This is a genomic window from Desulfosarcina sp. BuS5, assembly GCF_028752835.1.
Classification (GTDB): Bacteria; Desulfobacterota; Desulfobacteria; order Desulfobacterales; family BuS5; genus BuS5.
The window spans coordinates 1,639,744-1,665,789 of record NZ_CP087952.1 but is presented as its reverse complement, the minus strand read 5'-3'; the positions used below and the strand labels follow the sequence as shown (position 1 = coordinate 1,665,789).

At 41.4% G+C, this 26,046-nt stretch carries 30 protein-coding genes and 2 pseudogenes; 2 read left to right on the top strand and 30 right to left on the bottom strand.

Annotation, left to right across the window (positions count from 1 at the left end; all coding sequences use genetic code 11):
* Positions 1 to 13 precede the first annotated feature (13 nt).
* The 4 genes from BuS5_RS08285 to BuS5_RS08270 all read right to left on the bottom strand — a co-directional run bounded on the left by BuS5_RS08285 (position 14) and on the right by BuS5_RS08270 (position 5,712).
* Positions 14 to 1,534 (bottom strand): nucleoside hydrolase, encoded by a 1,521-nt coding sequence (locus tag BuS5_RS08285; protein ID WP_027353654.1) that lies wholly within the window; start codon positions 1,532 to 1,534, stop codon positions 14 to 16.
* A gap of 14 nt (positions 1,535 to 1,548) precedes the next feature.
* The gene (locus BuS5_RS08280; RefSeq protein WP_027353655.1) at positions 1,549 to 2,400 is read right to left on the bottom strand and encodes an SAM-dependent methyltransferase; all 852 of its coding nucleotides are present in this window, start codon (positions 2,398 to 2,400) and stop codon (positions 1,549 to 1,551) included.
* Between the two features lie 13 nt (positions 2,401 to 2,413).
* Entirely contained in the window at positions 2,414 to 3,220 is an 807-nt protein-coding gene (locus tag BuS5_RS08275; protein ID WP_027353656.1) for a DUF4198 domain-containing protein, read from the bottom strand.
* A gap of 194 nt (positions 3,221 to 3,414) precedes the next feature.
* Entirely contained in the window at positions 3,415 to 5,712 is a 2,298-nt protein-coding gene (locus BuS5_RS08270; RefSeq protein ID WP_051374705.1) for a TonB-dependent receptor, read from the bottom strand.
* 440 nt (positions 5,713 to 6,152) lie between these two features.
* Here BuS5_RS08270 and BuS5_RS08265 point away from each other — a divergent pair, with 440 nt between their 5' ends.
* Positions 6,153 to 6,479, top strand: coding sequence for a hypothetical protein (locus BuS5_RS08265; RefSeq protein ID WP_157487361.1), 327 nt, complete (start codon positions 6,153 to 6,155; stop codon positions 6,477 to 6,479).
* A 200-nt stretch (positions 6,480 to 6,679) separates the two neighbouring features.
* On the opposite strand, the gene BuS5_RS08260 is transcribed toward BuS5_RS08265, so the two are convergent.
* The 15 genes and pseudogenes from BuS5_RS08260 to BuS5_RS08195 all read right to left on the bottom strand — a co-directional run bounded on the left by BuS5_RS08260 (position 6,680) and on the right by BuS5_RS08195 (position 17,184).
* Positions 6,680 to 7,039: a hypothetical protein gene (locus BuS5_RS08260; protein WP_027353659.1), complete on the bottom strand. Its 360-nt coding sequence runs from the start codon at positions 7,037 to 7,039 to the stop codon at positions 6,680 to 6,682.
* Between the two features lie 71 nt (positions 7,040 to 7,110).
* A complete protein-coding gene (locus tag BuS5_RS08255; protein ID WP_027353660.1) occupies positions 7,111 to 7,701 on the bottom strand; it encodes a methyltransferase family protein in 591 nt (196 codons plus the stop codon).
* Positions 7,702 to 7,808: 107 nt separating this feature from the next.
* Positions 7,809 to 8,468, bottom strand: a complete 660-nt coding sequence (locus BuS5_RS08250) for a DUF3786 domain-containing protein (RefSeq protein ID WP_232223033.1) — start codon at positions 8,466 to 8,468, stop codon at positions 7,809 to 7,811.
* 33 nt (positions 8,469 to 8,501) lie between these two features.
* Positions 8,502 to 9,065: a flavin reductase family protein gene (locus BuS5_RS08245; protein WP_051374706.1), complete on the bottom strand. Its 564-nt coding sequence runs from the start codon at positions 9,063 to 9,065 to the stop codon at positions 8,502 to 8,504.
* A 32-nt stretch (positions 9,066 to 9,097) separates the two neighbouring features.
* Positions 9,098 to 9,250 (bottom strand): annotated as a pseudogene (locus BuS5_RS08240) (carboxymuconolactone decarboxylase family protein); the annotation flags it as partial.
* Positions 9,251 to 9,389: 139 nt separating this feature from the next.
* Positions 9,390 to 9,725, bottom strand: coding sequence for a hypothetical protein (locus BuS5_RS08235; RefSeq protein ID WP_157487362.1), 336 nt, complete (start codon positions 9,723 to 9,725; stop codon positions 9,390 to 9,392).
* A gap of 29 nt (positions 9,726 to 9,754) precedes the next feature.
* Positions 9,755 to 10,084 carry an FmdE family protein gene (locus BuS5_RS08230; RefSeq protein WP_051374707.1) on the bottom strand — a complete coding sequence of 110 codons (330 nt, stop codon included), beginning with the start codon at positions 10,082 to 10,084 and terminating at the stop codon, positions 9,755 to 9,757.
* 41 nt (positions 10,085 to 10,125) lie between these two features.
* Positions 10,126 to 10,338, bottom strand: coding sequence for a hypothetical protein (locus BuS5_RS08225; RefSeq protein WP_027353663.1), 213 nt, complete (start codon positions 10,336 to 10,338; stop codon positions 10,126 to 10,128).
* Positions 10,274 to 10,429 (bottom strand): TetR/AcrR family transcriptional regulator, encoded by a 156-nt coding sequence (locus BuS5_RS20425; protein WP_198012227.1) that lies wholly within the window; start codon positions 10,427 to 10,429, stop codon positions 10,274 to 10,276. The genes BuS5_RS08225 and BuS5_RS20425 overlap by 65 nt, the downstream gene beginning before the upstream one ends.
* A 44-nt stretch (positions 10,430 to 10,473) precedes the next feature.
* Entirely contained in the window at positions 10,474 to 10,641 is a 168-nt protein-coding gene (locus BuS5_RS08220) for a hypothetical protein (protein ID WP_157487363.1), read from the bottom strand.
* 9 nt (positions 10,642 to 10,650) lie between these two features.
* Positions 10,651 to 12,252, bottom strand: coding sequence for an ATP-binding protein (locus tag BuS5_RS08215; RefSeq protein WP_027353664.1), 1,602 nt, complete (start codon positions 12,250 to 12,252; stop codon positions 10,651 to 10,653).
* A 275-nt stretch (positions 12,253 to 12,527) separates the two neighbouring features.
* Positions 12,528 to 13,748, bottom strand: a complete 1,221-nt coding sequence (locus BuS5_RS08210) for an ABC transporter permease (protein WP_027353665.1) — start codon at positions 13,746 to 13,748, stop codon at positions 12,528 to 12,530.
* The gene (locus tag BuS5_RS08205; RefSeq protein ID WP_027353666.1) at positions 13,745 to 14,458 is read right to left on the bottom strand and encodes an ABC transporter ATP-binding protein; all 714 of its coding nucleotides are present in this window, start codon (positions 14,456 to 14,458) and stop codon (positions 13,745 to 13,747) included. The genes BuS5_RS08210 and BuS5_RS08205 overlap by 4 nt, the downstream gene beginning before the upstream one ends.
* Positions 14,459 to 15,850, bottom strand: coding sequence for an efflux RND transporter periplasmic adaptor subunit (locus BuS5_RS08200; protein ID WP_051374708.1), 1,392 nt, complete (start codon positions 15,848 to 15,850; stop codon positions 14,459 to 14,461).
* Entirely contained in the window at positions 15,847 to 17,184 is a 1,338-nt protein-coding gene (locus BuS5_RS08195; RefSeq protein ID WP_027353667.1) for a TolC family protein, read from the bottom strand. The genes BuS5_RS08200 and BuS5_RS08195 overlap by 4 nt, the downstream gene beginning before the upstream one ends.
* Positions 17,185 to 17,506: 322 nt before the next feature.
* On the opposite strand from BuS5_RS08195, the gene BuS5_RS08190 reads away from it, so the two are divergent.
* Positions 17,507 to 17,872 (top strand): hypothetical protein, encoded by a 366-nt coding sequence (locus BuS5_RS08190; RefSeq protein WP_232223035.1) that lies wholly within the window; start codon positions 17,507 to 17,509, stop codon positions 17,870 to 17,872.
* Between the two features lie 88 nt (positions 17,873 to 17,960).
* Here the strand turns inward: BuS5_RS08190 and BuS5_RS08185 are convergent, their stop codons facing one another.
* From BuS5_RS08185 to BuS5_RS08135, 11 genes and pseudogenes are all read right to left on the bottom strand, one after another.
* Positions 17,961 to 18,185, bottom strand: coding sequence for a CooT family nickel-binding protein (locus BuS5_RS08185; protein ID WP_027353668.1), 225 nt, complete (start codon positions 18,183 to 18,185; stop codon positions 17,961 to 17,963).
* A gap of 41 nt (positions 18,186 to 18,226) precedes the next feature.
* The gene (locus tag BuS5_RS08180; protein WP_027353669.1) at positions 18,227 to 18,415 is read right to left on the bottom strand and encodes a CooT family nickel-binding protein; all 189 of its coding nucleotides are present in this window, start codon (positions 18,413 to 18,415) and stop codon (positions 18,227 to 18,229) included.
* Between the two features lie 16 nt (positions 18,416 to 18,431).
* Complete coding sequence (locus BuS5_RS08175) at positions 18,432 to 19,382, bottom strand: formylmethanofuran dehydrogenase subunit E family protein (RefSeq protein WP_274428142.1); 951 nt, start codon at positions 19,380 to 19,382, stop codon at positions 18,432 to 18,434.
* Positions 19,383 to 20,240: 858 nt separating this feature from the next.
* A complete protein-coding gene (locus BuS5_RS08170; protein WP_084446307.1) occupies positions 20,241 to 20,549 on the bottom strand; it encodes a type II toxin-antitoxin system RelE/ParE family toxin in 309 nt (102 codons plus the stop codon).
* Positions 20,546 to 20,785, bottom strand: a complete 240-nt coding sequence (locus BuS5_RS08165; RefSeq protein ID WP_027355155.1) for a type II toxin-antitoxin system ParD family antitoxin — start codon at positions 20,783 to 20,785, stop codon at positions 20,546 to 20,548. The genes BuS5_RS08170 and BuS5_RS08165 overlap by 4 nt, the downstream gene beginning before the upstream one ends.
* Before the next feature lie 26 nt (positions 20,786 to 20,811).
* On the bottom strand, positions 20,812 to 21,312 hold the full coding sequence (locus BuS5_RS08160) for a hypothetical protein (RefSeq protein WP_274428141.1): 501 nt from the start codon (positions 21,310 to 21,312) through the stop codon (positions 20,812 to 20,814).
* A gap of 221 nt (positions 21,313 to 21,533) precedes the next feature.
* Positions 21,534 to 22,220, bottom strand: coding sequence for a hypothetical protein (locus BuS5_RS08155; RefSeq protein WP_051374709.1), 687 nt, complete (start codon positions 22,218 to 22,220; stop codon positions 21,534 to 21,536).
* Positions 22,187 to 22,708, bottom strand: coding sequence for a Slp family lipoprotein (locus BuS5_RS08150; RefSeq protein ID WP_051374710.1), 522 nt, complete (start codon positions 22,706 to 22,708; stop codon positions 22,187 to 22,189). Before BuS5_RS08150 ends, BuS5_RS08155 begins: the two co-directional genes overlap by 34 nt.
* Before the next feature lie 71 nt (positions 22,709 to 22,779).
* A pseudogene (locus BuS5_RS08145) lies at positions 22,780 to 23,577 on the bottom strand (SAM-dependent methyltransferase).
* Positions 23,578 to 23,691: 114 nt separating this feature from the next.
* Positions 23,692 to 25,167, bottom strand: coding sequence for an APC family permease (locus tag BuS5_RS08140; protein WP_084445839.1), 1,476 nt, complete (start codon positions 25,165 to 25,167; stop codon positions 23,692 to 23,694).
* Positions 25,121 to 26,038 carry an SAM-dependent methyltransferase gene (locus tag BuS5_RS08135; protein ID WP_051374713.1) on the bottom strand — a complete coding sequence of 306 codons (918 nt, stop codon included), beginning with the start codon at positions 26,036 to 26,038 and terminating at the stop codon, positions 25,121 to 25,123. The genes BuS5_RS08140 and BuS5_RS08135 overlap by 47 nt, the downstream gene beginning before the upstream one ends.
* Positions 26,039 to 26,046 lie beyond the last annotated feature (8 nt).

Here is a 26,046-nt window from a genome sequence, read left to right as displayed (position 1 = left end):
CACCTTTTTCGCTTCACCAATCCCTTACTAAAATTTCTTCAAAAATCTTCTTGCGGTTGAGCTCCAGCCAGTAATCAATGGATAGTTTTCGAATATGGACAAAATATTCCCGATTTACTCCGCCGAATTCTAAAACAGCCGAGTCAATATCCTTTTTTATCATTTCAGATACTTCTTTTTTTATCTTTAATGTCAATTTTCTGCCTTGATATACAAACTCGGCAGCAGGGAAAACTGCTGTGTCTAAAATCCGGATTGCTCCCCTTCCAAGGCTGGCGCCGGTTGCAACCTGGAGTCCGTCATTCATGCAGCTTAAGGGCGGTCTGTTGCCAGCCTTTGAAACAACATGGATGCCGTCCATAGGCGCATGCAGGATCTCTCTGGCCCTTATTCCCATCTTGGCGCCTATGATTGAATATATCCCCAGATGCCGGTGAAACTCATTTGTTAAAAGAGCGGCTTTCCATTCTTCAAGACCATGTTTTTTTATAATTTTTTTTACAAAGGGCTGGATATCCTCTCTAAAAAAAGAAGGATCAGACGGAATCTCCTTTAAGAGCACCGGATGTCGGGAGAGTATATGAGAGTCAGCCGCAAATCCCAAAAGCTTCAGATAGGCGCTATGGACACCTTTTCTGTCATAGGATGAAAGATACATTATCAGGGGATTTTTTTCTGCCGGGATAAATTTGAACAAAGGTGGCCGGTTCATGAAAATTACCGCCAATTCGTCCCACACGTAAAAATGATTTTCAGTCAGCAGCTTTTGTGCGGCAGCGGTTTTATGAATACTCGTTACAAGCCTGGAAGCCGGTGTGTTCAATGCCCCAATCTGTTTATAAAGTTTTGAGTTAAAGTGCGGCAATTTTTTATTCTGAAGACCGAAACAGTAGATTTGCAGACCTGAATTAAATACTACACTGGCCGAGTTCATATCCCTGATTGTATTCCAGCCGAGATATGGGCTTTCAGGAGAAGCGCCAAAATAGATGATCCTCGATATTCTGCTTTTAATCTCAGGCTCTATCAAGAGCGCGTCAGCAAGATTTGTCAACGGACCGAGACACAGGTAAACCACATCGCTATTTCCTGCTTTCAAGCATTTTGCAATCTGATGAGCGCCATTGGCCGGTACAGAATTCAAAACAGAGCGCCTGGTCTTTTCGGGCAGGCAAATATCCTCTGATAAGGTGCGCCATTGCGGAGCGCTCTTTTCCAAAATCCGTCCCGCAACGATTTTTGTATTATTTATCTCAAACTGATCAAGGAGCCGGCGCAAATTTACGGCTCCTGCCATTGGTGACGCCGCTCCGTCGGATGTGACAATCAGCGGGATATCAGCCATACCGGAATTAATCAGCATTATAACCGCCCGAATATCATCAAGAGCAGCGTCAGTATCAACAATAACGGAAATTTTATAAGTGTGTGAATGCGCAAAACACGGGAAGAGGAAAAAAAACAAGATAATAAAAAGACCTGCTTGTTTTCCTGGAAATTTTACAAACTGTATTCTCGTAAAAAATTTAAACATTTCAAGCCATTGCTTTATTTAACGGCCTTGCCGATTATCAAAAGCCCCATCCATTTTTCATCAGTCTTTTTCAGATCATCCAAAATCTTGCCCAATGAGCTCTTTAAAACCTTTTCTTTTTCCGAATACCCCGCATAATAGACAATAGCCATGGGAAGCTCAGCCGGATAATATTTGCTGAATTTTTCCACAAGCCTGTCCATTGATGAAATGGCCATGTAAAAAACCATGGTAACATTATATTTGGAAAGATCCTTTAAAAGCTCATCGCCCTTTTCAAATGATCTTCCGAATATGGAGTGGGGAGCGGTAAGCATGACAAAGTTAATCCCTTCCCCTATCATCGGTTTTTTCAGGGCGGCGCTTGCCGCATTAAATGCGCTTATTCCGGGAATCACTTCAAGATATTGATAATCAAACCCTTTTAAGAGCCAGTAAAGGGAGGGGCCGTAAACACAAGGGTCTCCGCTGTCCAGCATAACCACGGTTTTTTTCTTGTTAATGGCATCCATTACAAAGTTGAAAACCTTTTTCTTTCGTTTTTCCACCCTTTGCAGCCATTTGCCGTGATCGGTTTTACGCAGCTTTATTGCTTCTTCGTCATGAATGCCTTTCCAGGGGTCGAAAGCAACTTTTGCGGGATTGATATACTGTGGAAAATTTTTCTGAATATAAGGCGGACATAAAAAAATATCCGCCTTTTCAAGAACCGCCAGCCCCCTTGGGGCCGTGAGATCAGGCCCTGACGGCCCCATCCCTATTACGTAAAGTTTTCCCTCCTCTTTTGCATGAGCCGGAGGCGCCAAAGAATAAACAAAGATAAATATCGCAAAAAGTAAAACTGCTATAAATTTTGACTTAATCATTTTTCTCCTGAAATTATTTTACCTCAAAGGTCAAAATGGCGGCATATTGATCAACATCACACTCTGATGTCTCTTCGCGCACTTTTTTTAACGGAATTTTTACCCACCAGATACCCGGCTGTGTGATACGGATGTTCACTATTCCATCCGTGTCTGTTTTGGCAGTGAACGGGTATTCCGCCCTTGTTGAAAACCCGACATAAGTGGCATAAACAAGCTCCCCTGCCAGGGGTTTTCCCTTAAAAAGCACTTTTAGCGGAAAATAATCGCCGGCTTTAAGCAGGCAGGGATCTTTTTGCGGAATCATTTCAATGGCATGTCCCAAAACTTTGTTATAGGCGGAGCCGCCCGGCTTTCCCGCATAAAAAATTGCTTTGGTAAAAAATTCCACGTGCCGGCAAGATATCGCGTTTGAAAGCTCTTTTTTACTTTTTCTTTTCTTGCCTTCCGTAGTTTTGCTGACAAATATAGGCTTCATGGCCGCAACAGCAAGATAAGTCCCCTCTTTGCGGATGTTCAAATCGACTCCCACCTCATTAAAAAAGGATTCTGGATCATATTTTTTTAATATAAAATTTTTCTTTTTTCCGGTCGGCTCCAGATAAAAAAAGTCCTTCATTTTTTCAGGCCTTGAAAAATCGGAAAAGGGAAGGGAGTGTCCCATATGCAAAAAGACCTTTGCGGTATCTCCAACCTTTTGATCATAATGATCAAGCCCCAACCACAGGTCGTGCGCGTTTGCCTGTGGCGCAAATATTAACAATGAAAGGATTAATATATACCCTTGCAACCATCTTCTTTTCTCTTTTTCTGTTTTCATTTTTGTTCTCCTTTTTTAAGAAATCATGAAAATTTTGGCATCCTTTATTTGTTCTTGACACTTTTGAAACAACAATGGAACATAGATGCACACAGATAAACACAGATAGGTTTATTTGTTAAAAAAAGTGTAAAGTACTTTTGAAGTGATATGAAGGATGTCAAAATTTTATTTAATTTTTAAAACCACGTCATCTAAAACTTTCCGCTTACTGTGAATATCGCCGTAAAAGGCGATCCGGCAAAGTAGTCTGCACCTGTTCCGGTATCACTTGCTTCAATTGCGCCAACGTATCTTTCATCAAATAAATTACTCAGTTCAAGGCCAACCTTTGCTTCTCTTAATCCCCCAAAATCATCTATTCTATATCCGAAATTCAAGTCAACAACCGCATAATCATCAATTCTTTCTTTGTTCAAGGCATCGCCATATCTGCTGCCAATCCATTTGACTGTGGGGCTGATCTCAAAATTGTTAATCGTGTAGATCAAGCCTGACTTAACAATCCATTCCGGGGTATCGGGAATCTGGTTGTCTTCAATTTTCAGGATATTATCATCTCTCTTAAAGTCATCGTCAAAACTCATATCCGTGTAACTGGGATTAAAATAGACAATCAAATTTTTTGATGGATAAAAATTCAGCTCCAATTCAAATCCATATGAGGTGGCATCGCCGACATTCTGATAATAAGCAACCGGCTTATTGTTTTTAATTATTCTTGGGTCATCAATGCTGGCCAATAAGTCATTATGTTTGCTGTAGAAAAAGACAGGAGCTATGGAAAAATATTTATGACTGTATCTAAAACTCAAGTCAAAATTGTCGGATGTCTCCATTTCCCAATCATCAAATATATCCTGCAATGTCATATTGGCCTTCTTAAACAGTTTTTTCTTCATAGCGTATAGATTTGTAGTGGGGACGTACGCATAAGGTCTCATGTAATTTCTGCCATAATTAAAATACATTCTGGTGTTTTCAGTAAACTCATAGCCGATGCCAAGCGTAGGCAAAACTTCATCGTAATCTGTTTCTTTTAAACTGATGTCAGGGTCTTCTTTCAGGTTAAGCGCTGCATCTGAAGTGTATCCGGTGCTTGCCGGCTCCTCATAATAAAAATATTTCAGCCCTGCCTGAAATTTGAATTTGTTCAGTTCGTAAGATACCTTGGCGTAAGGACTGTGAATTTCCCCGTGCCCGTCATTTTTTGCATAGTACATATACCCATTGTATTCCAATCCAGAGGGAGTAGTGACATATCTTTTAACGTATTTTTCTAAATCGTGAGATTCAAACCAGTAACCGGCTGTTATTCCAAATCCTGAAATATCAAAATTTATTTCAGGTATGACGCCATATCGTTCTAATTCTCTAATTTTCTTTAATACACCAGGCTTCTTTGGTTGGGTATATCCCATCACCGGGAAGCCTTTTCTCCCTTCCCAAAAATTTGCGTCTTCACTGGAATAGTAAGGTTTCAAAGACAAATTAAATTTTTCGGAAATATTTATATCAATAATTGACATAAAGTCTCTGTTTATAAATTTTCCGCGATTGTAATCATAATAATTTATATCTTTCTTAGGGTCTGACGTAAGTTCATTATTGTAATGGTGATAAAAATTATCGTCACGGTTTATATGATCAGCCTGCTCGTAACTAAGATTTTTTAAAAAATGTCTCTCACTTTCATTGAAATTGTAAAACAGGTCTATATTCACCGCATCACCAAATTGCTGATTTAGTCCCAATGTTACATGATCTCTTCCCCCAAGATCCCCTTTCCCTTTCCATTTATCTGCATCTGTATAAGAATATGATCCGAAAAATTTTGTTTTTGTTGGTAATTCTCCTGAATCAATCCTTAAAAATGTTCTGACAAAGTCTTTAGAACCAAAACTTTGACCCAGCTCAATTCCTGCCTTATTTTCGGGTCTTCTTAATTGCAATTCTATTGAGCCGCCTCTATTACCGGAGCCTGTACCCAAATCAGCAGGGCTTGCTCCCTTATAAAGGCTGACGCTTTCCATATTCTCCATATCATATATATCTTCTCTCGCTCCAATAGGCATGATCCCATAATTCGGAATACCTTCAACTGTCATGCCGATATAATATCCTTTTGCCCCCCGTATACGTATGTCTGTGCCGCTTAGCCCGTAAGGGTCTTTACTTTCCACATTAAGACCCTGGATAATATCCAACACATTATAAACGCTTGTTTTGGCAGGTGTGCCCATAAGCTCGATTCCTTTTTTGGTTACAGATGTTCCTGTATAAAGAGAATCCCCCGTTTGTTTGGTTGGACGGATCAATTTGCCGGTAACTGTAATGTCTTCCAATACATATACATCACTTTTTTTATCGCCAGCCATCAAAGCATTCTTCTTTTCTTCTTCCGCATGGCCTGCATATGCAAAAAACAGCCAGACTATCCCTGTGATTATAATCGATAACCTTCTTTTTTTAATACTGCATCGTTGCTTCATTCTTTTTGCTCCTTAGGGCTCACTTAAAAATAAAAAAAGCCAGAAAAATTTTAAAGGTATTTGTACCTTTTAAAACCTTCCTGGCTTTTTTATTTTACAGCTTATACTGAAAGTGATTATTTAAAAATAATAACTTTTAGTTGAATAAATTTAAATACGCCACTTCATGTGATATGATTATATAATTTCATATTATATATTTATATTTATATACTTATATTATCGTTATTTTGTCAATAAAAAATTAATTTTTCGGATTAAGCAGAGATGCCTTTCCTGCCGGATACAGACCGAATATCACGCCAATCATCATGGAAAAAAAGAAGGATAAGCATCTGGTGTCACATCTTGCATAGTGAATAAAATAGTTGATTTTGATCTGCATTTCTTATAAATTTGTCCTCATGGGAAGAGCATGGCGAATAGAATATGAGGGCGGATTGTATCATGTGTTATCTCGTGGAAATGAACGAAAGGACATTTTTCATCCGGAAAAGGTGTTGGAAAAAGCAGCCGGGATTTTGAATTGTGGCCTTGATGAGATCCGCCGTTCACGAAGAATATCCAAGTCAATAAAGGACGACCGCTATTTGCTGGTCTATCTGGTTTGGAAAGAATGCATGCTGCCCAACGAAGAAACAGGTCGGTTGTTTGGTATTACCTATTCAGCTGTAAGTCACATTTTAAAATCCATGCGAGGCAGAATGCAAAAAGAGCATGATTTGCGGGCTAAATACAAGCGCATATATTCACTATGCAAGATGTGACACCATCCCGTATGAGATGTGACACCATCCCGTATGGAATAGGATCAATCGTGTCATTTCTTGCCCCCTTTCTGGTATTTGCTCATGCCACTGGTTTTTATTTTCAAATTCTGAATAGCATATAATATCATGTTCATATCCACTTCCAATCTTAAAATCCCAAGCACTCATTTTCCGGGAGAACCGGAATTGTTTGACCATCACCACAGCCGGATGATTCTTTTCCCGTCTTTAAGTTCACCTCTTATCTTCTCCATGTGTCGGAGGGCTGCAATTTCCCTTTCAAGATCCGATGGTTTTATTTGAAGCTTCTCAGAGATGACCTTTAGCTCTGTCCCTCCGGTCTCCTCCAATATTTTGAGTATCTTCGCCTGGATCTCATTGATTTCAGGGCCAGCAGCCCCCTTTTTTAATAAGGACTTGGCACTGTACACTGCCCATGGATCACAGGCGCGCGCCTGGGAAAGGGCATCCATGTAGCAATCCTCGCATAAGATCTGCCCGTGCAATTCCCTTTCTTCTCCCTCTTCTATCTTAGCTTTACACCTCTCACATTCCATTTCTCAACCTCCTGGCTCAATGAAAATCTTTACCTGGATAAGTAATTTAAGGTTTTTTGAACAATTAAAAATCAATTTTTTGACCAATATTTTTTGGTTACCTCCGTCATTTTACTCTTTGCCCTTAGCCATGGGACAAACATAGGCGTTCCTTTCTTGTATTCAAGATATTCTTTACCAAGACGCTTTTCGAGTTCTGGCTCCTCAATTGCTTTTAACTCCAGCACGCTTAACAGAATAAAAAGTGGAGTAAATATAAAAGTAAGAGAAATAGATTTCAATAAAGTCCCGAGCCCAAGCAGTAAGATGAATACACCAGTGAGCATAGGATTTCTAGCATGAGCATAGGGACCGGTTTTAACTAACGTTGATGGCGGATTGAAAGGTACGGGTGTTCCTTTTACCCTAAAAAAATGAAGAATTGACCATAGCGCCAGGAACAGCCCCACAGTAAGAACAGGAAGAGATATCATTACATTCAATGGGTTATGGAGAAACTGAGGAAGCTTCAGAATGTTATCTATTTGAAAGGAAACCAAAATAAATAGCCCCACAAAAATAAAAAAGAAAAAGCCTCCTATTGGAGTAAGGAGAGTTCGGGCTTTTCTACTGCTTGTCGCTCCCTGATAGAAAAGGTTGATTAATTTGTCGCGTAAGCTCATATTATTCTCCTTTTTAAAGTCGCTTTCAGCATTAACACTTAAGTTCAGCCGATTGCTTGCTTTGTTAAAAGAAAATTGCTCAAGTTGTCAAATCAAAACAGTTAGGTTTAAGTATATAAATCCTCCCCAACCTTCTTCAAATAGTCAGAAAGAAGCATTCCAACGATAGCCAGACATTCCATATCAAGATAATTTTCTGCACGTCTTTCAAAAAGCACAGAGCATTGGGCCGGAAATTCGTCATCTTCATCGTTGAAAAGCAAAAGGATTGGAACTTTCGGTAGAGGGGAAAACTTTATTGAGAGCTGATAGGGAAGCTCAATACCGGCAGGGCGGCCCCCAAGCCCTTTACACGCTTGCTCAAGTTCATCAAGCCTGCATGCAAAATTCCTGGCGATTGGAGCCTCTACGTTATTCACAAATCCACCCACAAAAGGGGCTGCATCTCTGAAATTTTTATAAGAAACCCAATCGTCCTCCTTTGGGTAATCATCCGGGCATAAAAGAAGGTATTTACAAATAACAACAATTACAGAGTGATTCGGCTTATTTCCGTATGGATCAATAATGCCATTTGCAGAGACTTTGTGTGGTCTGCCAAAAAAAGGGATTATAACTTCATCTCCATTTATCTGCACTCCAAGTTTTTCAGTTTTAGATTTAAAATCTATCATGGCAACCTGAGCCAAATATTCTCTATAAATTTTTTCAAATACAGGAGATTTTTCAACCATATTTATAGCTTTATCTATCTGGATTAGTTTCAAGTTTATGTTCAAGGCTAAGATGGAAAGAATCCTTTAAAACTTTATCGAAGCGGTTTCTTCCTCAAATTCTTCCCTTTTTGCCACCCTTTCTCCTATTAACCTGAAATCGGGGATAAGCAATACCATGGGGGGGTCGATAAGTCTTTCCCCATCTAAATAGAGGTCGTTTATCTCTGAGCAGAGTACTTTTCCAATGATAAGAGAATATCTCTCTCCAGTGACTTCCTTTTCCACCCTCGCCTCAATCCAGCCAATAGCGTCTTTAACCCGAGGAGGAGATACCTTCTTTGAAGAAATAGTTTCGAGATCCACCTCCTCAAGTTCATTGATCTCCGGCGGGTAGCTTTTAGCACACTTAATCGCTTTTCTAAAAGAAGGATTTCCTATCACATTGACCACAAACTCATTTGTTTCCCGGATGTTTCTCAACGTATCGCGAGGCAGGGCCGAAGCCAGAGCAATAAGATCAAGTGGCCTCAGTATTGGCATTACGCAACTGTAAGGAGCAGCATTGGGTATACCTTTCTGGTCAACGGTGGTGATGAGTGTAACGGGCAACGGCAAAAATCTTTTAAACATTTCCGGTTTTAGTTCCATAAATTCCTCCTTGATTGTCTAAATATTCCATTTCAATTCTCTATAAGATCAAGTTCTTTCAACACATCAAAAGCAAAGGAAAAAAATGGGGTGCCTCCAATAATCCCTCCGGCAAATAAAGCGTCTTTTATCTCCACTTCAGTCATTCCTCTCTCCAATGCTTCCAAAATATGAAACTTTAAGCAATCTCTGCACTTAGGGTTCGCTCAAAAATAAATTAGCAATTTTAAGTGTTGAGGCGCTTGGCTGGCAAGGCGCGAAAACGCAGGAATATCAAGATATTTCTGCGTTTTCGGAACGTAGCCAGGTGGGATGCATCGGCGCTTAAAATGTAAAGTTATTTTTGAGCGAGCCCTTATAAGCGGATGAAAGAGCTATCCCTATAAGCGCTTTTGTTCCATCCTCGAGAGAACTTGTTTTCCCCTGAATTTCCTTTAGCTTTTTAAACGCGCCGAGAAAATCAGTATTTTCTGACATAAATTTTAGGGCATTTGGTGTAAATTCAGATGGATATTTGTTCTCCCCAACCGATTTTATCTTTTGGAGAAGATTTTTTACTTTTGTCTCCACATTCAAAAGATCATTTTCGTCAGGCCTTCCCTTGATATCTCCCAATGTCCCCTGGGTAGAAAGAACCTCGTTCCCTCTAAATTCTCCCACAATGTACCATTCTCCCAACACCGAAAACCTTAAATGTTCAAAAAACTGTTCCATATTCCCGGGCGCAAACTCACTCTCAGGCCCTTTCCTGTGGTTCTCTCTACAAAGGTGAAAACCTGCTTTCCGTAATCCTTAAAAAGGAGATTCCCTTTTCCAAATGTACAGCTCAGAAAGAACTGGATAGCATCGACACTACAGGAGTTATTTTCTACAATGGCAATCAATTCCTCATTTCTGGCTTTTTTAAAACCACCTTTTTCAATTGCTACCTCGACTACCCGATAACCAATAGCAAGCCCGGGACAAGAATGCCCATGAAACCTTATTAGTTTTTTATAGTCTTCTGAATAAATGATCATCCTTCCTCCTTCCATAAGGTTCATTAGAACTGATAAAAAATTTATTTTTTAAGACCATTAACCAACAATTGAATCATGGTTTCAATGGTGGACATGAACGTATTTCTGTCAGGAATATCCTCGACAGTTACCTCCTGAAGCAGCAGTTGGGTTAACATGGCTCCAAAACCAACCGCTGCATGGTATGGATTAATCTCTATAAAAACACCCTCCTCGATTCTTTTTGAGATGTATTCCTCCAAAATGCTGAACAATCAGGGCCCGGCTCACCCCTGCCTCCCGGGCGATTTCATCCAGAGTTGTTCCGGCAAAGCCCTTTTTGGCACACAATTTCTGGGCTTGCACCAGTATTTGGCGCCGTCGCTCAGGACCCGCAAGCCTGTTTTTTCCTAGTTTGCCAGGGCAGTCTTTAATCTCGCGTTTCCTTCTTCCAAATCACTTTTATACAGTTCCGGTTCTATTTTTGCGACTATATCTCCCTTTTTGACAATAGAATTATAATCAGCAAATAAAAAAATTAATAACACATTCACCTGGTTGATAAAATTGTTTTTCATGATAATGGACTACATACCCCATACAACAATTTCTTTGTCTTTATATATTTCTGAACGCCGAAATATCTTTTTATCCCAACTTATATCTTTTCTTTTATCAAATATAACCAGATGACCATCCGATGTTCCGCATCGATCCATATATTCAGCGGTTTGAAAAGCGCCATCTTTTATAGTCGCCTCAAGGCTCTTGTGTAATACTTTAAGTTCAATAACTATTTTTTGTGTTTCTTTTGCCTCAAGGCTTTGAGCTTTTACCGGCCATATCACAAGGAGATCCGTTCTCATCCGGCCCAATCCGTATTCCCGTTCAACTCTTCCTCCGCTGTTTACTATCCTTTGCAGAAATGCCTGAAGCAAAAGCTGTGGCCCGGCCTCCTTGTACTGAAACCTTTCTATCCAATGCTCTGAATGCTCACGGAAAAATTCCTGAAAAGAGGATAAAAGCTTATTCATATCAAGCAAACCATAAGGGGTAATATACCAGGCGGTTTTCTCCTGAATCCCCATTTGAGCGTTCCAGGTGAGTTCCCTTGGAATTACTTCATGATATATCCTGTTGGCTATATTAAGCTCGCCATTTTGCTCAAGGGATATCAGACCAAGGTCAACCACATATTGAACATCATCGGAACAGAATCCTGTTTCTACTCTTTTGCCTGTTAAAATCGGCTCTACAACCCGTTTGACGCGATTTTCTTTCAGCTTGTCCGTAAGCTGATCAATATGTGTTTCACGTCTTATGATAATGTTTTCCTTTGCCTGCTCAATCATGGAAGATGTGATATGATTTTTTCGATCCCGGCCATTTTTCATTTCAAAGCAAACTTCATAACCGAGTGCATTTACGAGCCAGGGTTGCCCGGAGGTAAGCTCCCAGATAAAATCAATACATCCGGATTCAAACTTCTGGCCTGTTTCCACTGTATGCTGGTTATATAAGTTTCTGATTTCATTTTTGGTGAAATTATCCAAACGAAGAGATTTGGCCTTTATGTTAAAGGCGCTTCCGCCTGTGATTATCACTTTTTCTCGTGACGAATGAATCCTGTAATCACGGACATCCCTGATACCGCATAGTATAATAGATTGAGGAAAGGCATGAGGACGTTTGATATATCCCGAACGAATCTGTCGAAGAACTGAAATGAGAGTATCTCCTACCAGACTATCAATTTCATCAATAAGAAGGATAACCGGTTTTTCACTCCTTTCACACCATTGCCTCAAAAGGCTGTTAAGGGCATGATCCTCCCCTCTCTCCTCCAGGACTTGAGCAAAAATCTTCTCGAGAAAATCATCTTTCAAAAAGAGTTGAGCCCCATCAGCAAGCTCGCTGAAGATCGCCTGGATCCCCCTGTACACATTCTCCCTTGCACCCTGGGCTGATTCCACATTGATGTAGAGGCACTTATATTCTCCTTTTTTGTTCAGATAATCCATTAATGCCAGCAGGCAGGTTGTTTTGCCGGTTTGTCTTGGGGCATGGAGAACAAAATATTTCTTTTGCGCAATCAAGGAGAGAATTTCTTCCAGATCAAACCGATCAAGCGGAGAAAGAGAGTAATGGTCATCGCAATTAACAGGGCCTGCTGTGTTGAAAAATCGCATCTTTATATTCCTCCCTTCTTTTTGAATTAGCGCCATTCGGGCGAGCTTTCAGGCTGTAAATATATTGTTTTTTGTAGGGACGATCCTTGTAATCGCCCTGATTAGGGCGAACACAAGGATTGCCCCTAATGCCATCTAACCTATTAATAATATTGATCAAAAAATGAAAATTCCTATATTATTAATATTATACTACTTCCGTACTGCAAGAAACAACCAGAATTTTCTCTTAGATCTCACGGTTTCAATACTGACCCGCGTGCCCTCACCTTTTTCTATTCATATCTCAGCGCCTCTATCGGATTCAGCATAGAGGCCTTTCTCGCCGGATACAGGCCGAATATCACGCCAATCATCATGGAAAAAAAGAAGGATAAAAATATTGATTGAATAGAGACCACCGAGGGCCATTTTGCAAATATCGATATAAGTTCCGATACGGTAACCCCTGAAAGAATACCCAGAATACCGCCGGCCGAGCAGAGTACCAGGGACTCGATCAGGAACTGAAAAAGAATGTCCCTGGTCCTTGCCCCCACCGCCATCCTGATCCCGATCTCCCTGGTTCGTTCAGTTACCGAGACGAGCATTATGTTCATTATCCCTATTCCGCCGACAACAAGGGAGACCGAAGCGATACTTGCCAGGACAATGGTCATTATCTTCATGCTGGATGCAGCGGCATCCTGGATGTCGGCCATATTCCTGATGATAAAATCATCATCTTTTCCTCCCCTGATGCGATGCCTTTCGCGCAAGAGCAGGGTGATCTCCTCCTGGGCGCTCTTCATCAGCGTTTCGTCTTTAGCTGAAATAACGATCCTCCCCAGTCGGCTGTGCTTGCCGAAGAGCCGCTTTTTGGCGGTTGTAAAAGGGACCAGAATTACATCATCCTGGTCAGTTCCAAGAGCTGATTGCCCCTTTTCCTTTAAAAGACCGATCACCTTAAAGGGAACCCGTTTTATCCTGATAATTTCTCCAATGGGAGATGTTAGTTGAAACAGGTTTTCGGCCACTGTTTTTCCAATTATCGCTACTTTGGTTGCGTACCTCACATCCGTATCGTAAAAAAAATTTCCTGATGCCTTTTCCCATTTCCTGATAGTCATATAATCAGGAGTTGTGCCCTGGACGCGGGTGGACCAGTTCAGGTTCCCATAAACCACCTGGGCAGTAATACGTGCTGCCGGAGACGCCAATGCCACCGAGGGGCATTTTTCAACTATGGCCAGGGCATCTTCCGGCACAAGGGTATTTATAGTTCCCCTTCCGCCCCTGATCCCTCCCCGGGTCAGACTGCCCGGCTCGACATGAAGCATATTACTGCCCATTCCGGCAATCTTGTCCGTGATACTGATCCTTGCCCCCTGACCTATTCCGACCATGACAATTACAGCGCTCACCCCGATGATGATGCCGAGCATGGTCAATAATGACCGGATCTTGTTTCTCAACAAGGCCCGGCAGGAGATCTTAAGGCCGGCAATGAGATTCATGAATTCACCTTGTTTAAGGAATTATCCTCAATGATTACACCATCTTTTAATTTGATCCGCCTTTCAGCAAAACAGGCGGTATCCTGGTCATGGGTAACAAAGATAATGGTTTTTTTTAGATTTTGATTCAGGTTTTGAAAAATCTCCATGATTTCTCCGCCGGTCCTGCTGTCCAGGTTGCCTGTAGGTTCATCCGCCATGATGATGGAGGGTTTGTTTACCAGCGCTCTTGCTATGGCCACCCGCTGCTGCTCTCCCCCTGAAAGCTGGCTGGGATGGTGTTTTTCCCTTCCTTGCAGGCCGACCATTTTGAGCATCTCTTTTGCCGACTCCTGCCTCTGCCTTGAGGATATGTTTTCCATGTAATAAAGAGGCAGCTCCACATTCTCCAGGGCTGTTGTCCGGGGGAGAAGATTGAAGTTTTGAAATACAAAGCCTATTTTTTTGTTTCGGATTCCTGCCATTTCATCCCGTGTCAGATGCCCCACATCAACATCTTCCAGCATGTACATTCCCGCAGTGGGCCTGTCAAGGCATCCGAGTATGTTCATAAGCGAAGATTTTCCGGAACCTGAAGCGCCCATCAGGGCGATAAACTCACCGCCTGAGACAGCAAGAGATATCCCTTTAATTGCTGAGACCTCAACACCGCCAAGAAAATAGGTTTTGCAAAGGTCTTTTACAACAATCTGTTTATTCCTGTCCGGCATTTATGGACGAAATCCTCTGAATCTGACTTTAAGTGGAGGCCCGGCTCCAGGTAACGCCCCCGCTTTTTTGGATATAACCGGTTTGCCGTTTTTGTCCAGCGCCCCTGTCGCCAGTGCATCTCCTTCCTGCACAGCCCCCCGGACAAGTCCGGTATATTCTCCATCCGATATTCCGGTTTTTATCGCAACAGACTCCAGGCTTCCATTTTTGTTCATCCGCCATACATATCTTGAATGCTTGCTTCCAGGCTTTTTCCCGGCCTTTTTGCCTGGTTTTCTATCTTTTGGTTTTCTATCTTCCGGTTTTAAATTTCCAGGCGGGATAAATCTCAAGGCCTCATTCGGTATTTTGATAACATTGCTCTCATGCTCAACCATTATGGTTACATTGGCCGTCATTCCGGGCTTCAGCTTTAGTTCCCTGTTTTCAACTTCTATTATAACGTCATAGGTAACCACATTCTGCACTATTATGGGGGCTATTCTCACCTGCTTCAGAATTCCTTCAAATATGGTATATGGAAAAGCATCGACTGTAAATAATGCCTGCTGCCCTGCCTTGATGCGGCCGATGTCGGCCTCGTCAATACTGGCATTGACCTGCATTTTGGTTAAATCCTCCGCTATCTTGAAAAGGAGGGGAGTCTGCATCCTGGCGGTCAGGGTCTGGCCTTCATCCACCTCTCTTGACACGACTGTCCCATCCACCGGGGATCTGATAATTGTGTAATCGAGATTGGTTTTATCCCTGTCCAGAGCCGCCTCCGCGCTTTTAACCTGAGAAAAGGATGCCTCGTAATCAGCCTTTTTGGAAGAGAGGTTTGCTTTTTGGCCGTTCAGTTCGGCATTTGCGCTCTCAAGCCGGGCAAGCGCTTCTTTATATGCCAATTCTTTTTGATCTCTTTCGCTTGCTGATACAAGGTCTTTTTGAAAGAGTTCAACATATCTTTTATACTCTTTTTGGGCATAGGCAAGACCGGCCGTCTCCTTTTTTATTTCAGCGCCCGCGTTTTTGACCTTTGCTTCAGCATAACTTATATTTTTAGAAATACTTTCCAGATTTGCCAGGGCAGTCTTTAATCTCGCGTTTCCTTCCTCTATATCACTTTGATACAGTTCCGGGTCTATCTTTGCGACTATATCTCCCTTTTTGACAATAGAATTATAATCGGCAAATAGTTTCAAGACCTTGCCTGTTACCTGGGCTCCTACATTTACAATTATTACAGGATTCACCGTTCCGGTGGCAGATATAGTCTGCGCAATATCTCCTTTTACCACTTTCATGGTCTTGAAGGTAAAGCGATCCTCTGATTTTAAATGTATATAAACGCCCAAAAATATTGCTGTAATAATAAAAAACGAAATACTGATAATAATGCTTTTTTTCAATTTTCAGTCCTGATTTTAATCTTAAAGGGGATGGTTCCGACAGCCTTTTTAATTGTTGCCTCTCCAATCTTGTAATCATATAATGCCGTTATCGAATCGGTATTAGATTCAAGAAAGAGTACCCGCGCATCAGTCAGGTCGATAATTGTTGCAAGTCCTACCTTATATCTCCCTTCGGCCAGCTTCAGGTTTTCTTTTGCCTGTTTAACGGCCGATTTTGTGGCAATTACTCTTTCTTCCGCCTCTTTCAGGTTTAGAACCCCCTGCTCCACTTCTTTTTTTATTTTTAATTTCAAGCTGTCAATCCTGCTTTTCAAGCTTATCAGATTTTCGCGGGCCTCCTTTAATTTATACGAAGTATCAAGACCGCTGAATAACGGTACATTCAGGGTTATCCCGGCCCGCCATTCCCTGTCCGGGGGGGATGAATCGCCTTTCCAGTCATAAGACATTTTGCCGGAAATTTTGGGGAGGTATTCACTTTTGAAAAACTTTATTTTTTGCTCACCGGCCCTCAGTCCGGCATTAAGTTCAAAAAGCTCCGGTCTGTTCCGGCAGGCAAGGAAAAACAGGTCATCTATATTATAATCCTGTTTTACAAACTCCGGCTCATCCTTTATTTGATAAAATTCCGGCCCGTCAATCCCGATCCCCATTGCATTATTCAGGCCGACCACGGAAAGTCTTACCCCGTTTTTTGCCTTGATAAGCTCTACCTTTGCCTTTGACAGATCCACCTCTGCCCGGGCTACATCAATTTTCGGCCTGGTGCCGGTCTTATAAAATCCCCTTATCTGCTTCAGATAAAATTCTGCCAGAGCAAATGATTCCTGGTTGACTTTTTTCAGTTTCAATGCCTTGAGATGATCGTAAAATGCCTCTATTACCTGATATACTTTTTCCTGGCCGGTGGTATTCAATACGTATGCTACCGCCTCGGCCTCATTCTTGCTCATTCTCCAACTGGAAAGAGACCGGCCAAAGTCAAAAATATTCTGGGAAAGAGAAAAACCGACAGTATAATTATTTCTGGAATTGACGCCGGTAAGGCCCTGAGTCCTGTCGAATCCTGATTTTGAATAACCGGAAGAGAAATCGAGCTCAGGGAGAAAGCTGGAAAAAGACTGTCTTACTCTTAATTTGCCGGCTTTTGCCTCAGCCATCTTTGACCTGATGTCAGGATGCTGCTCAACTGCAATTCTTATACAATCTTCCAGGGTTAATGTCTTTCCTGTTATATCCGCCGTCTTTTCACCTTGTTGACCCCATGCGATACTCAACATGAAATAGAAAAAAATCAGGCAAACGCTGATAATCAATTTTACAGCATGCATATTTTATTTGACCATTCGATACTGGTAACTGTTCATGGTTAACAGTTGACTGTTTACAGTTATTTTAAGATAAATTTTGTACCAATCAAAGCATTTTTGGCATTCCAGGAAGTTAAGTAATTAATCTGATCAGACAATTACCTTTAATTCCTGATTCTTACTAATTTTTAATTGAATATTCCTATGGGAATGCATACCATATAGGAGTTCCCACGCTGGAGCATGGGAACCAGGCAAAATTGGTTCTTACATATATAGACCTCTTGTTGCTTAAAATGGTAACATTTTTTAGGTTTCCAGGCAAAAATCAGTAAACCAGGATTTGAAACAAAAAGTATTGTCTTTCTACTCTTATACATCTATAAAATTAAGTGATCGTAAATATGAATTAGGATTTAATATGGGTACACATGACAAGCTTTTAATAAAAATCCTTCGAGGCGCTTCAGATGCCAACATTCCATTTCCCGGATTATGCAATTTGCTGAAGGTATTTGGATTTGACGAACGGATACGAGGTGACCATCATATCTTTACTATGAGTGATGTTGAAGAAATTTTGCATTTACAGCCAATAGGTTCAGAAGCACTTTCAAATGTTGATATCATTATAAATGAATGGATTGAAACTGCAAAAAAAATGGGTCGCGAAATCCCACAGGCAAAAGGTCGATTACTGTTTGCATGACATATTATTTCCTGGCGTGAAGTTACTGCAGGATATATAAGTCTATCATGGCACGAATCGCAAAAGTAGTGGCGCCTGCTATGCCTCGTCATATCATCGCTTTATCAAGCAAGGTGTCTTCCTCAATTCCCTCAAAGAAAATTTTTCTTATGGTATTATCATAGAGTTTAAGTCTGCCTTTGAGGGTCTTTTGCTCGCCAAAGATACTGACCAGATAGATCTCATCCTCCCCTTCCCATTTTATGAGATCAACACTTTCCAGGAATTTCTCTTCCTTCCCGTTTTTTAGGATAAAAGCATCGGCTTCACACATAAAAAAATCTCCTTATTTTCTTGATACACTGATTAAATCGTTTAATTTTTAACCAGTAAAATGCGATGATCAACCAGATTCATTTCCTTGATGCGAGCTTTTATCTCAAGTTTTTCTCCAAATATATTCTCAAAATATATATTTTCGCCTTCCGGTTTCATAATATCCACATTCTCCATAATAACCTTTTGGCTTCCATTTTTAACAAGATATACACTTGCTTCGCACATGAAAATTCACCCCCTTTCAATGAAGGCTGCATCTTGCACATCCGGTGTTGATCTGCTGAAAGCACCGCATGCAATAAAGATTATCATGATATTCAACGGCAAAATCAGCCAGCACTTCCTGACCGCAGCTCAGGCAGGTGCAATATAGCGAAGGCATCTCGGCAAACGCCTTTTTCCACTCAACTTCATTTAGATCAAACAGTTCATCAAAGTTCAATTCAAGCAACGTCCGGCTTCGATGGTCAAGAAGTCTTTGGAAATCCACGACTTCATCAATCGTCGCCTCTGAACTTCTGATTTTATTAGAGAGTATCCGGTATTCGTCTCCATCATTATATCGAAGCTTTTTCAAAGAGAGCATGAAAGCTTTTTGTTTATCTTTTAGCGTGAAAGTATAGTTATGTTTGCCAAAGTCCATGACTTTAAGCCGCTGATTTCCTATTGTAATTCCAAGCAGTATCTGGATAGCGTCTATTGCGGACGTGCTGTTTTCCGCAATTAATGAAAAACCGCGGCCAGGAAGAAGTTTTTGGGCATACTCGCTTACCTTTGCTCCGACTACAAGCTCGGGACACAAATGTCCATGAAAATCAACCACTCTTTTAAGGGTCATATTAAGCAGCATTTTTCTTTCCCTCCTGTATAAGGCCATCAATTCGTGATCATGCAAGATCCTGAAACTCAAAACCCAACAGCCGATATTAAAAGGACTTCTAGAGATACTATCCATAAAATGAAAATAGAGGAAATAAACCTCTTCATCCCCGGTTTTTACCAAAAAGGCATTGATGGGCAGGTTTGACCGTGTTCTGAAAAAACCGATCACCTTATTAATATTATGTTTTTTTCTTTTGCGGGCAAATTCAACAGGCAGTCTGCCGTCATTGTCGAAATCTACAATTACTTTTTCCTGAATATATTCAAGCAAATCAAACCGTATAGATCTCAATGCTTCGGCTGCATCCATGATAGCCACCTTAGGGAGTTGGAATAAAATAATTGTCCAAATTTTGTGCAGGATTTTTGTTCGTTTTCAAGGCGTGATGACAGGTTCATAGTTGAACTATGTGCCTGTTATCACAACGTAGAAGACGGGCAAAAAGACAAACAAAATGGGTAATTATTTTATTCCATCTCCCTTATATATTTACAAAAACAAAAAGCCGGAAAGAATTAACAGATTTTCAAACCTGTCAAAGCCTTCCCGGCTTCATTGAATGGTATAATTATTTTTTAGAATTTATGATAAAAGCAGCTTCTTGCTGACTATTTTTTATATAATATATATTTAACTTAAAATCCAAATTGTCAAGAAAAATATAATCCTTTGCCCTTTTCTCCATGTCCGCTACTAATTGTCCCCTTTACGAGATTTAAAATATAGACCGTCACATAAATAATTTCACTGCGTTATCGGTCGTCGGAGTATTACAATACGCCTTCCTCCCTCTGGCCTTGTGAAATTAATTATCTGACGCTCTATAGATTGCAATCCCGGCAAGATCGAGTATGTACCCGCCTCCCCGTTTCTAATCTTTTCACCTTTTTAAAATTAATAATTTAAACTATCCTTTTATTTTGTCCTCGTTCCTTACACTTGAACTTGTTTTCATATAAAAAAAACCTACCAGTTAATGGTAATACCTCCCCAGAACGTTCTTGACCAGGAGACAGCATAATTATTTGTTCCGTAACCATTCCAGGCGGCCTGACTGTAATGTTCATCAAATAAATTATCTACCCGGAAGTTAATTTTATACTCAGTCCCTTTCGAATCGTGGAGAGAATAAAAGAGACTCAGATCAACAACATCGTATCGGGGCTGTCAGAGATAGGCGGAGAGCTTGCTGATTATGTCGGAACGACAGTGCAGAAATCGCAAAACCTCTATGTCGGCATCGATACTGCGGTAGAAAATATAATGTTTACCTTCCACCACATATCGGAAATCGCTGCGCAGCATTGGATGGTTTCTCCCCAGTTCGGGGAATTCAATCAAAAAATTCAGCCGCTTTTCGAGGCGATGCCGGTAAATCTCCAGTTGCTTTTCGCCCCAGGTTTCGAGCGTGTACTTCGTAATATCGGTCAAATCATTCTCAGCCGACCGAGTTAACCAATATCGACCTGAATTCATTCGTCACTCCCGCGGCGCATCCGTGAGATTATATCTCTGACAGAGTGCGGGCTTCGACCACTTGCAACAGATGCTTCCAGGGTGTCATTCAACTCGCCCCAGGCTGCGTCAACGATCGCACGTTCATCCATACGTCGAAGGGCATCCCGGACTACTTCGCTGGCATTTCCGTAGAGACCGGATTGAACCTTGCGTTGAACAAGTTCGTAAAGCTCGGATGTTACTGAAACATTCATCTGCATGACAAGGACTCCTTTCTTCTTTAAATTATAACAAACATAGCGTGATTTTTTATATTAGTCAATAATATAAGAAAAAGTGAGAAAAAGAAGGGGTCAGATACCTTTGCTCCGACTACAAGCTCGGGACACAAATGTCCATGAAAATCAACCACTCTTTTAAGGGTCATATTAAGCAGCATTTTTCTTTCCCTCCTATATAAGGCCATCAATTCGTGATCATGCAAGATCCTGAAACTCAAAACCCAACAGCCGATATTAAAAGGACTTCTAGAGATACTATCCATAAAATGAAAATAGAGGAAATAAACCTCTTCATCCCCGGTTTTTACCAAAAAGGCATTGATGGGCAGGTTTGACCGTGTTCTGAAAAAACCGATCACCTTATTATTATTATGTTTTTTTCTTTTGCGGGCAAATTCAACAGGCAGTCTGCCGTCATTGTCGAAATCTACAATTACTTTTTCCTGAATATATTCAAGCAAATCAAACCGTATAGATCTCAATGCTTCGGCTGCATCCATGATAGCCACCTTATATATTTACAAAAACAAAAAGCCGAAAAGAATTAACAGATTTTCAAACCTGTCAAAGCCTTCCCGGCTTCATTGAATGGTATAATTATTTTTTAGAATTTATGATAAAAGCAGCTTTTTGCTGACTATTTTTTATATAATTATATTTAACTTAAAATCCAAATTGTCAAGAAAAATATAATCCTTTGCCCTTTTCTCCATGTCCGCTACTACTTGTCCCCTTTGCGGGATTTAAAATAGATAGCAATCCCGGCAAGACCGAGTATATACCCGATTCCGCCGAATATCTCCGTGGCTAACATTCCTGTTTTGCGCTGCGATTTTGCAACAAGTTGAATAAGAGGATGGAGTCTTTTTTGTATGACCCTGTCAACAATTAATTCAATCTCTTTGGAATCTATTCGTGCAACAGTTTCCGTTTTTCCCCGGGGTTCAGCGCTTTCAGCGGCAATTCCAGGCAGTTCATCTGCAGACAACAGGTACTCGTCCATATGCCCCATACCCGCGTCAAGCGCTATCTTTAAGTCTGTCTTTTGAGGCGGTTTGAAAGAAAACCCGCCTTTTTCATCGGTTTTACCTTCCAAAAGTTTCTTGCCTGATGGATCAAAGACCTCAATCGCAAAGTGCTTGCAGAGTGTGCCGTCGCTGAAGCCGGCTTCCACAAAAACAGCGTCTCCCTCCACGTAGGCGGTAAGAAATACCCTGTGGGCAATGGTCAGGGAAGGCGTTACGAATAAATACAGCATAACAAAAAGAATAAGTTTTAGTATCCTTGTATGCTTTTTATTTGCAGTATTTAATCTGATCAGAAAATTACCTTTAATTCGTAATTCGTAATTCGTAATTTTACACTGTTTTTCCGCTACCAGGGGTACCAGTACGGATAGCAGCCCCATGGTGGATACCACCAGTAAGGATAGGGATAAGGATGGAATCTTTCCTCTTTTTTGGCCTTAAAGAGATGGATTTCCCTGATCAAGATCAGAGGATATGCATATTCTATCTCACCAAGAGGAAGCGTCCTTTTTCCCTTGATCTCTCCTGCAACAATCGCCTCCCTTCCCCGGCTGTATATAGCTGTATCCAGGTATCCATCGTATAACGCCAGAAACCTTCCCTTAGATTCATCAACGTCCTTCGGCCTTCCTTCCATATCCGCCGGTTTTTGAAGCATCTCGATCAGGGTTCCTTCCTTTCTGTTTTTGGAGTCGAGAATTACCCCGCTTAAAAGGACTACCTTCCCTTTATAAGTTTTCGAATTTTTAATAACCTCTTTAAAGGTTATATCTCTTGATGCCTCTCTTCTAAGTTGCCTGGAGATTATCGGTGCGCAACCGGCGGAAACCAGAAAAAACAGCATTAATGAACAGGAAATCTTTTTCATTTTGAATAACCCTTTCCGGCGTTTTTATTGCTTCTCTTAAGCTGTGAGTAAAGTATACTTGGAGCATAGTATTACTTACGGCGATATGTAAGAAAATCGCCCACATAGATCAGATGTTCAAAGGGAAGCTTTTCATCGTCAACTTTCTCCGCAATGTTCTTTAACGTTCCCCTGATCACCTCTTCTTTTTCCTTATATCCGGCATGGACTACGATGGCTACCGGCGTCATTAACGGATAAACCTCCTTAAGTCTCTTTATAATATCCTTGAATTTACTCCCCATTGTAAAAATAACCATGGTGGGCTGGTGACCTGACATCTTTTCTATGTCGCGTCTTGAGGTTAAAACAACGGAATGAATTTTCTCCCCTGAAGTTATACACTTGCGCAAGGCCGCATTTGCCGCATTAAAACAGCTTACACCCGGAATGACTACCGGGTTTAAATCTTTAAACTCCTCCAGATACCAGGCCATTGGGCCGTAGATAAGGGGATCGCCGCTATCGAGCACCGCAATCGTTTTCCCCCTGGCAATCTACAAGCGAATCCGGGAGACAAGTTTCTCCCGCATTTTTCGCCTTTCTTCCAACCTTGCTTTTTTCTCTTTATCCGTCAGTTTTAAACGGTTTTTTTTAGAATAGTGCCGGCCCCTGGAGCTATCTATAAACTCCTTTCTTTTAAGATACCGGGCAAATTTTTCCTTTGTCTTTTCCCTGCATACGATTACATCCGAATTTTTTATCGTATCTATCGCCCGCACGGTGATCAGGTCGATATCGCCGACCCCAACGCTTACAAGATGGAAAACCGATTTTCCTTTTGCTCCATAAGCATCACTCACAATGCCGAGTTGAAAAACAAAAAACATCATTAAGAGAAAAATTATAATTGCCGGTAATCCTGTCCGAACATGAATCTCTTTTTTATAGGTGTTCAACATAAGTATTTTCTCCTTTCTTAACTTAAGGATATTATTATTTTATCAGTTTTTTTCTATCACCTCCCTGCATATTGCAATTATCTTCATTCGATTTCTGCCGACGTGGATACCGGTATGGATAGTGCCGCCGCTTTTTTTGAAATATAAGTAAATTAATCCGCCGAGCCCTATTGTTCCCAGGCCGAAGAGAGAGACAACAGGCTTTTCCTTGATCGAAAAAAAGATAATCCACAGGTTGCCCAGGATAAAGAAAAACGGTGTAAAGGGATACCCGAATGTTTTGTATCTGCGCTCCAGGGAAGGTTTTTTTATCCTGAGCGCTATCATTCCGGCTACTGTCAGCATGGCAAAAACCGCCAGGGTAAAACCGATGTATAAAAGCAGTTTATCAAACGCGGAGGTGACAACCATGATAATGGCAAGCGTCGCCTGCAGGAAAATGGAATACGCCGGTGTTTTGTGAATACTGTCTATTTTGCCGAAAAGCTTAAAGAATACCCCGTCTTTTGACATGGCGTAATAGACCCGCGGGCCGGTCATGATCATGGCGCTGACAGCGGATAGAATGCCGATGGCAATCGCTGCTGCAAAATATCTGCTGATATTATTCCCGAATAATGAAACCGCCGCTGTTTTCCCCACTTCCAGAACCCCGCTCATCTCTTTTACAGGAAGGGCGTAGATATAGACCATATTCAAGAGAAGATAAAGACCCAGCACCAGAAACGTGCCGGCAAAAAGAGAAAGGGGAATATTTCTGCCGGGGTCTTTGATCTCTCCACCGAGATAAGCGACTACGTTCCAGCCGCTGTAAGCAAAGGAGATGTAGATCAGGGAGACGGCAAAGCTGTCGGAAAAGATCGAGCCCAGGTTCAGTTCCCCTGACAGGTTGGCGGCTGAACCGCTGCCAAAACAGAATCCTGCTATTATAAAGACGCAGATAAGGGTTGTTTTAAAAATGGTTAAACCATTCTGGATGCGGGTTCCCAATAAGAGGCTGTGATAATGAACCAGGGAAAGGATAATAATAATTGCCGCAGCCAATATGGTAACCGGCGATATTATAATGATATCTATCCCCCCCAGGGAAACCGCGGTTTTAAAACTGAACGAGACCGGCAGGGCGCGCAAAAGATAGGTGGCAAAGGCAATGGCCGCGGCGGCAATCGGGGCTGAGAATCCCACGATCAGAGATATCCAACCGGAGAGAAAGGCCATGCCTTTACCATAACTTTCCCGCAAAAAAATGTATTCTCCGCCTGCCTTTGGAAACATGGCGCCGAGTTCTCCATAGCAAAGGGCGCCGGAGAGAGCAAAAAGCCCCCCGACCAGCCAGCAAAGAAGCATGGTCTGAGGGCTGCCGAGTTCTTCCATTATAAAACCGGAGGTGGTAAATATCCCGGTGCCGATTATGTTGGCAACCACTATGATTATTGCTGAAAAAAGACCGATCTCTCTCGTCAGGTTATGGTTATTTAAGTGATTTTTCAGAATTATTTCCTTTATTAGTTTTGTCATATCGGTTTGTTAAAAAATCTCCAACATAGATCAGATGTTCGAATGGAAGTTTTTCCCCCCTGGTTTTTTCCAGGATCGTACCAAGGGTAGCCCTGATAATTTTCTGCTTGTCTTTGTAACCCGCAAAGAGCACAATCGCTACGGGTGTATCCTTTGGGTAATGAGTCTTTAATTTTTTTACTACTTTTTTCAGATCCAGGAACATTGTAAAAAAAACCATGGTCGCCTGGTTCTGCGCAAGTTTTTCAATGCTGTCCAGGCCGATATATTCCTTACGTCCAAACGCGGCAGTAAGGATAACCGAATGCGCCTTTACTCCTGAAGTAACCCCTTTGCGTAAAGCGGCATTGGCCGCATTAAAGCAACTGACACCGGCAATAACCTCAGGGTCAAGATCTTCAAACGCTTCCAGGTACCACATATTCGGCCCGTAAATTGTGGGGTCGCCGCTGCAGAGAACAGATACAACCTTCCCTTCTTTTATTCCATTTCGGATGATTCTTGTGATCTGGTTGAGCTGCTTTATTTTTTCTTCATAATTAAACCGTTTGCTCTTTTTTGCTTCTTCGGGCTTTTTTCCGTATATGGCGAAAAGTCCGAATCCCGGATCGTGAATTTCCTTGCCCTGCAAAAGAACGGGGAATTTGTCGCGTGTCCTTTTGCTGCAAAAAATAATGTCGGAATCCTTTATTGTATTGACTGCCCTCAGGGTAATATTATCCGGATCACCGTTGCCTGTGCTGACCAGGTAGAACTGTGTCCTGTTTCGATTTGCAGCGCCGGCGTCTTGGATAAATTCATCCATAGAGATAAACAGCATAATTACGACAATACTGATCCATATTCTTTTGCACCTAAAAAAATTATTCATGCAGATCT

Coding starts and splice junctions, on each gene's coding strand:
- BuS5_RS08285 (WP_027353654.1), bottom strand. CDS start 1,534: ATGTTTAAATTTTTTACGAGAATACAGTTTGTAAAATTTCCAGGAAAA.
- BuS5_RS08280 (WP_027353655.1), bottom strand. CDS start 2,400: ATGATTAAGTCAAAATTTATAGCAGTTTTACTTTTTGCGATATTTATC.
- BuS5_RS08275 (WP_027353656.1), bottom strand. CDS start 3,220: ATGAAAACAGAAAAAGAGAAAAGAAGATGGTTGCAAGGGTATATATTA.
- BuS5_RS08270 (WP_051374705.1), bottom strand. CDS start 5,712: ATGAAGCAACGATGCAGTATTAAAAAAAGAAGGTTATCGATTATAATC.
- BuS5_RS08260 (WP_027353659.1), bottom strand. CDS start 7,039: ATGGAATGTGAGAGGTGTAAAGCTAAGATAGAAGAGGGAGAAGAAAGG.
- BuS5_RS08255 (WP_027353660.1), bottom strand. CDS start 7,701: ATGAGCTTACGCGACAAATTAATCAACCTTTTCTATCAGGGAGCGACA.
- BuS5_RS08245 (WP_051374706.1), bottom strand. CDS start 9,065: ATGGAACTAAAACCGGAAATGTTTAAAAGATTTTTGCCGTTGCCCGTT.
- BuS5_RS08230 (WP_051374707.1), bottom strand. CDS start 10,084: ATGATCATTTATTCAGAAGACTATAAAAAACTAATAAGGTTTCATGGG.
- BuS5_RS08220 (WP_157487363.1), bottom strand. CDS start 10,641: ATGAAAAACAATTTTATCAACCAGGTGAATGTGTTATTAATTTTTTTA.
- BuS5_RS08215 (WP_027353664.1), bottom strand. CDS start 12,252: ATGCGATTTTTCAACACAGCAGGCCCTGTTAATTGCGATGACCATTAC.
- BuS5_RS08210 (WP_027353665.1), bottom strand. CDS start 13,748: ATGAATCTCATTGCCGGCCTTAAGATCTCCTGCCGGGCCTTGTTGAGA.
- BuS5_RS08205 (WP_027353666.1), bottom strand. CDS start 14,458: ATGCCGGACAGGAATAAACAGATTGTTGTAAAAGACCTTTGCAAAACC.
- BuS5_RS08195 (WP_027353667.1), bottom strand. CDS start 17,184: ATGCATGCTGTAAAATTGATTATCAGCGTTTGCCTGATTTTTTTCTAT.
- BuS5_RS08185 (WP_027353668.1), bottom strand. CDS start 18,185: ATGTGTGAAGCCGATGCTTTTATCCTAAAAAACGGGAAGGAAGAGAAA.
- BuS5_RS08180 (WP_027353669.1), bottom strand. CDS start 18,415: ATGTGCGAAGCAAGTGTATATCTTGTTAAAAATGGAAGCCAAAAGGTT.
- BuS5_RS08175 (WP_274428142.1), bottom strand. CDS start 19,382: ATGGATGCAGCCGAAGCATTGAGATCTATACGGTTTGATTTGCTTGAA.
- BuS5_RS08170 (WP_084446307.1), bottom strand. CDS start 20,549: ATGAATTCAGGTCGATATTGGTTAACTCGGTCGGCTGAGAATGATTTG.
- BuS5_RS08165 (WP_027355155.1), bottom strand. CDS start 20,785: ATGAATGTTTCAGTAACATCCGAGCTTTACGAACTTGTTCAACGCAAG.
- BuS5_RS08160 (WP_274428141.1), bottom strand. CDS start 21,312: ATGGATGCAGCCGAAGCATTGAGATCTATACGGTTTGATTTGCTTGAA.
- BuS5_RS08155 (WP_051374709.1), bottom strand. CDS start 22,220: ATGGGGCTGCTATCCGTACTGGTACCCCTGGTAGCGGAAAAACAGTGT.
- BuS5_RS08150 (WP_051374710.1), bottom strand. CDS start 22,708: ATGAAAAAGATTTCCTGTTCATTAATGCTGTTTTTTCTGGTTTCCGCC.
- BuS5_RS08140 (WP_084445839.1), bottom strand. CDS start 25,167: ATGACAAAACTAATAAAGGAAATAATTCTGAAAAATCACTTAAATAAC.
- BuS5_RS08135 (WP_051374713.1), bottom strand. CDS start 26,038: ATGAATAATTTTTTTAGGTGCAAAAGAATATGGATCAGTATTGTCGTA.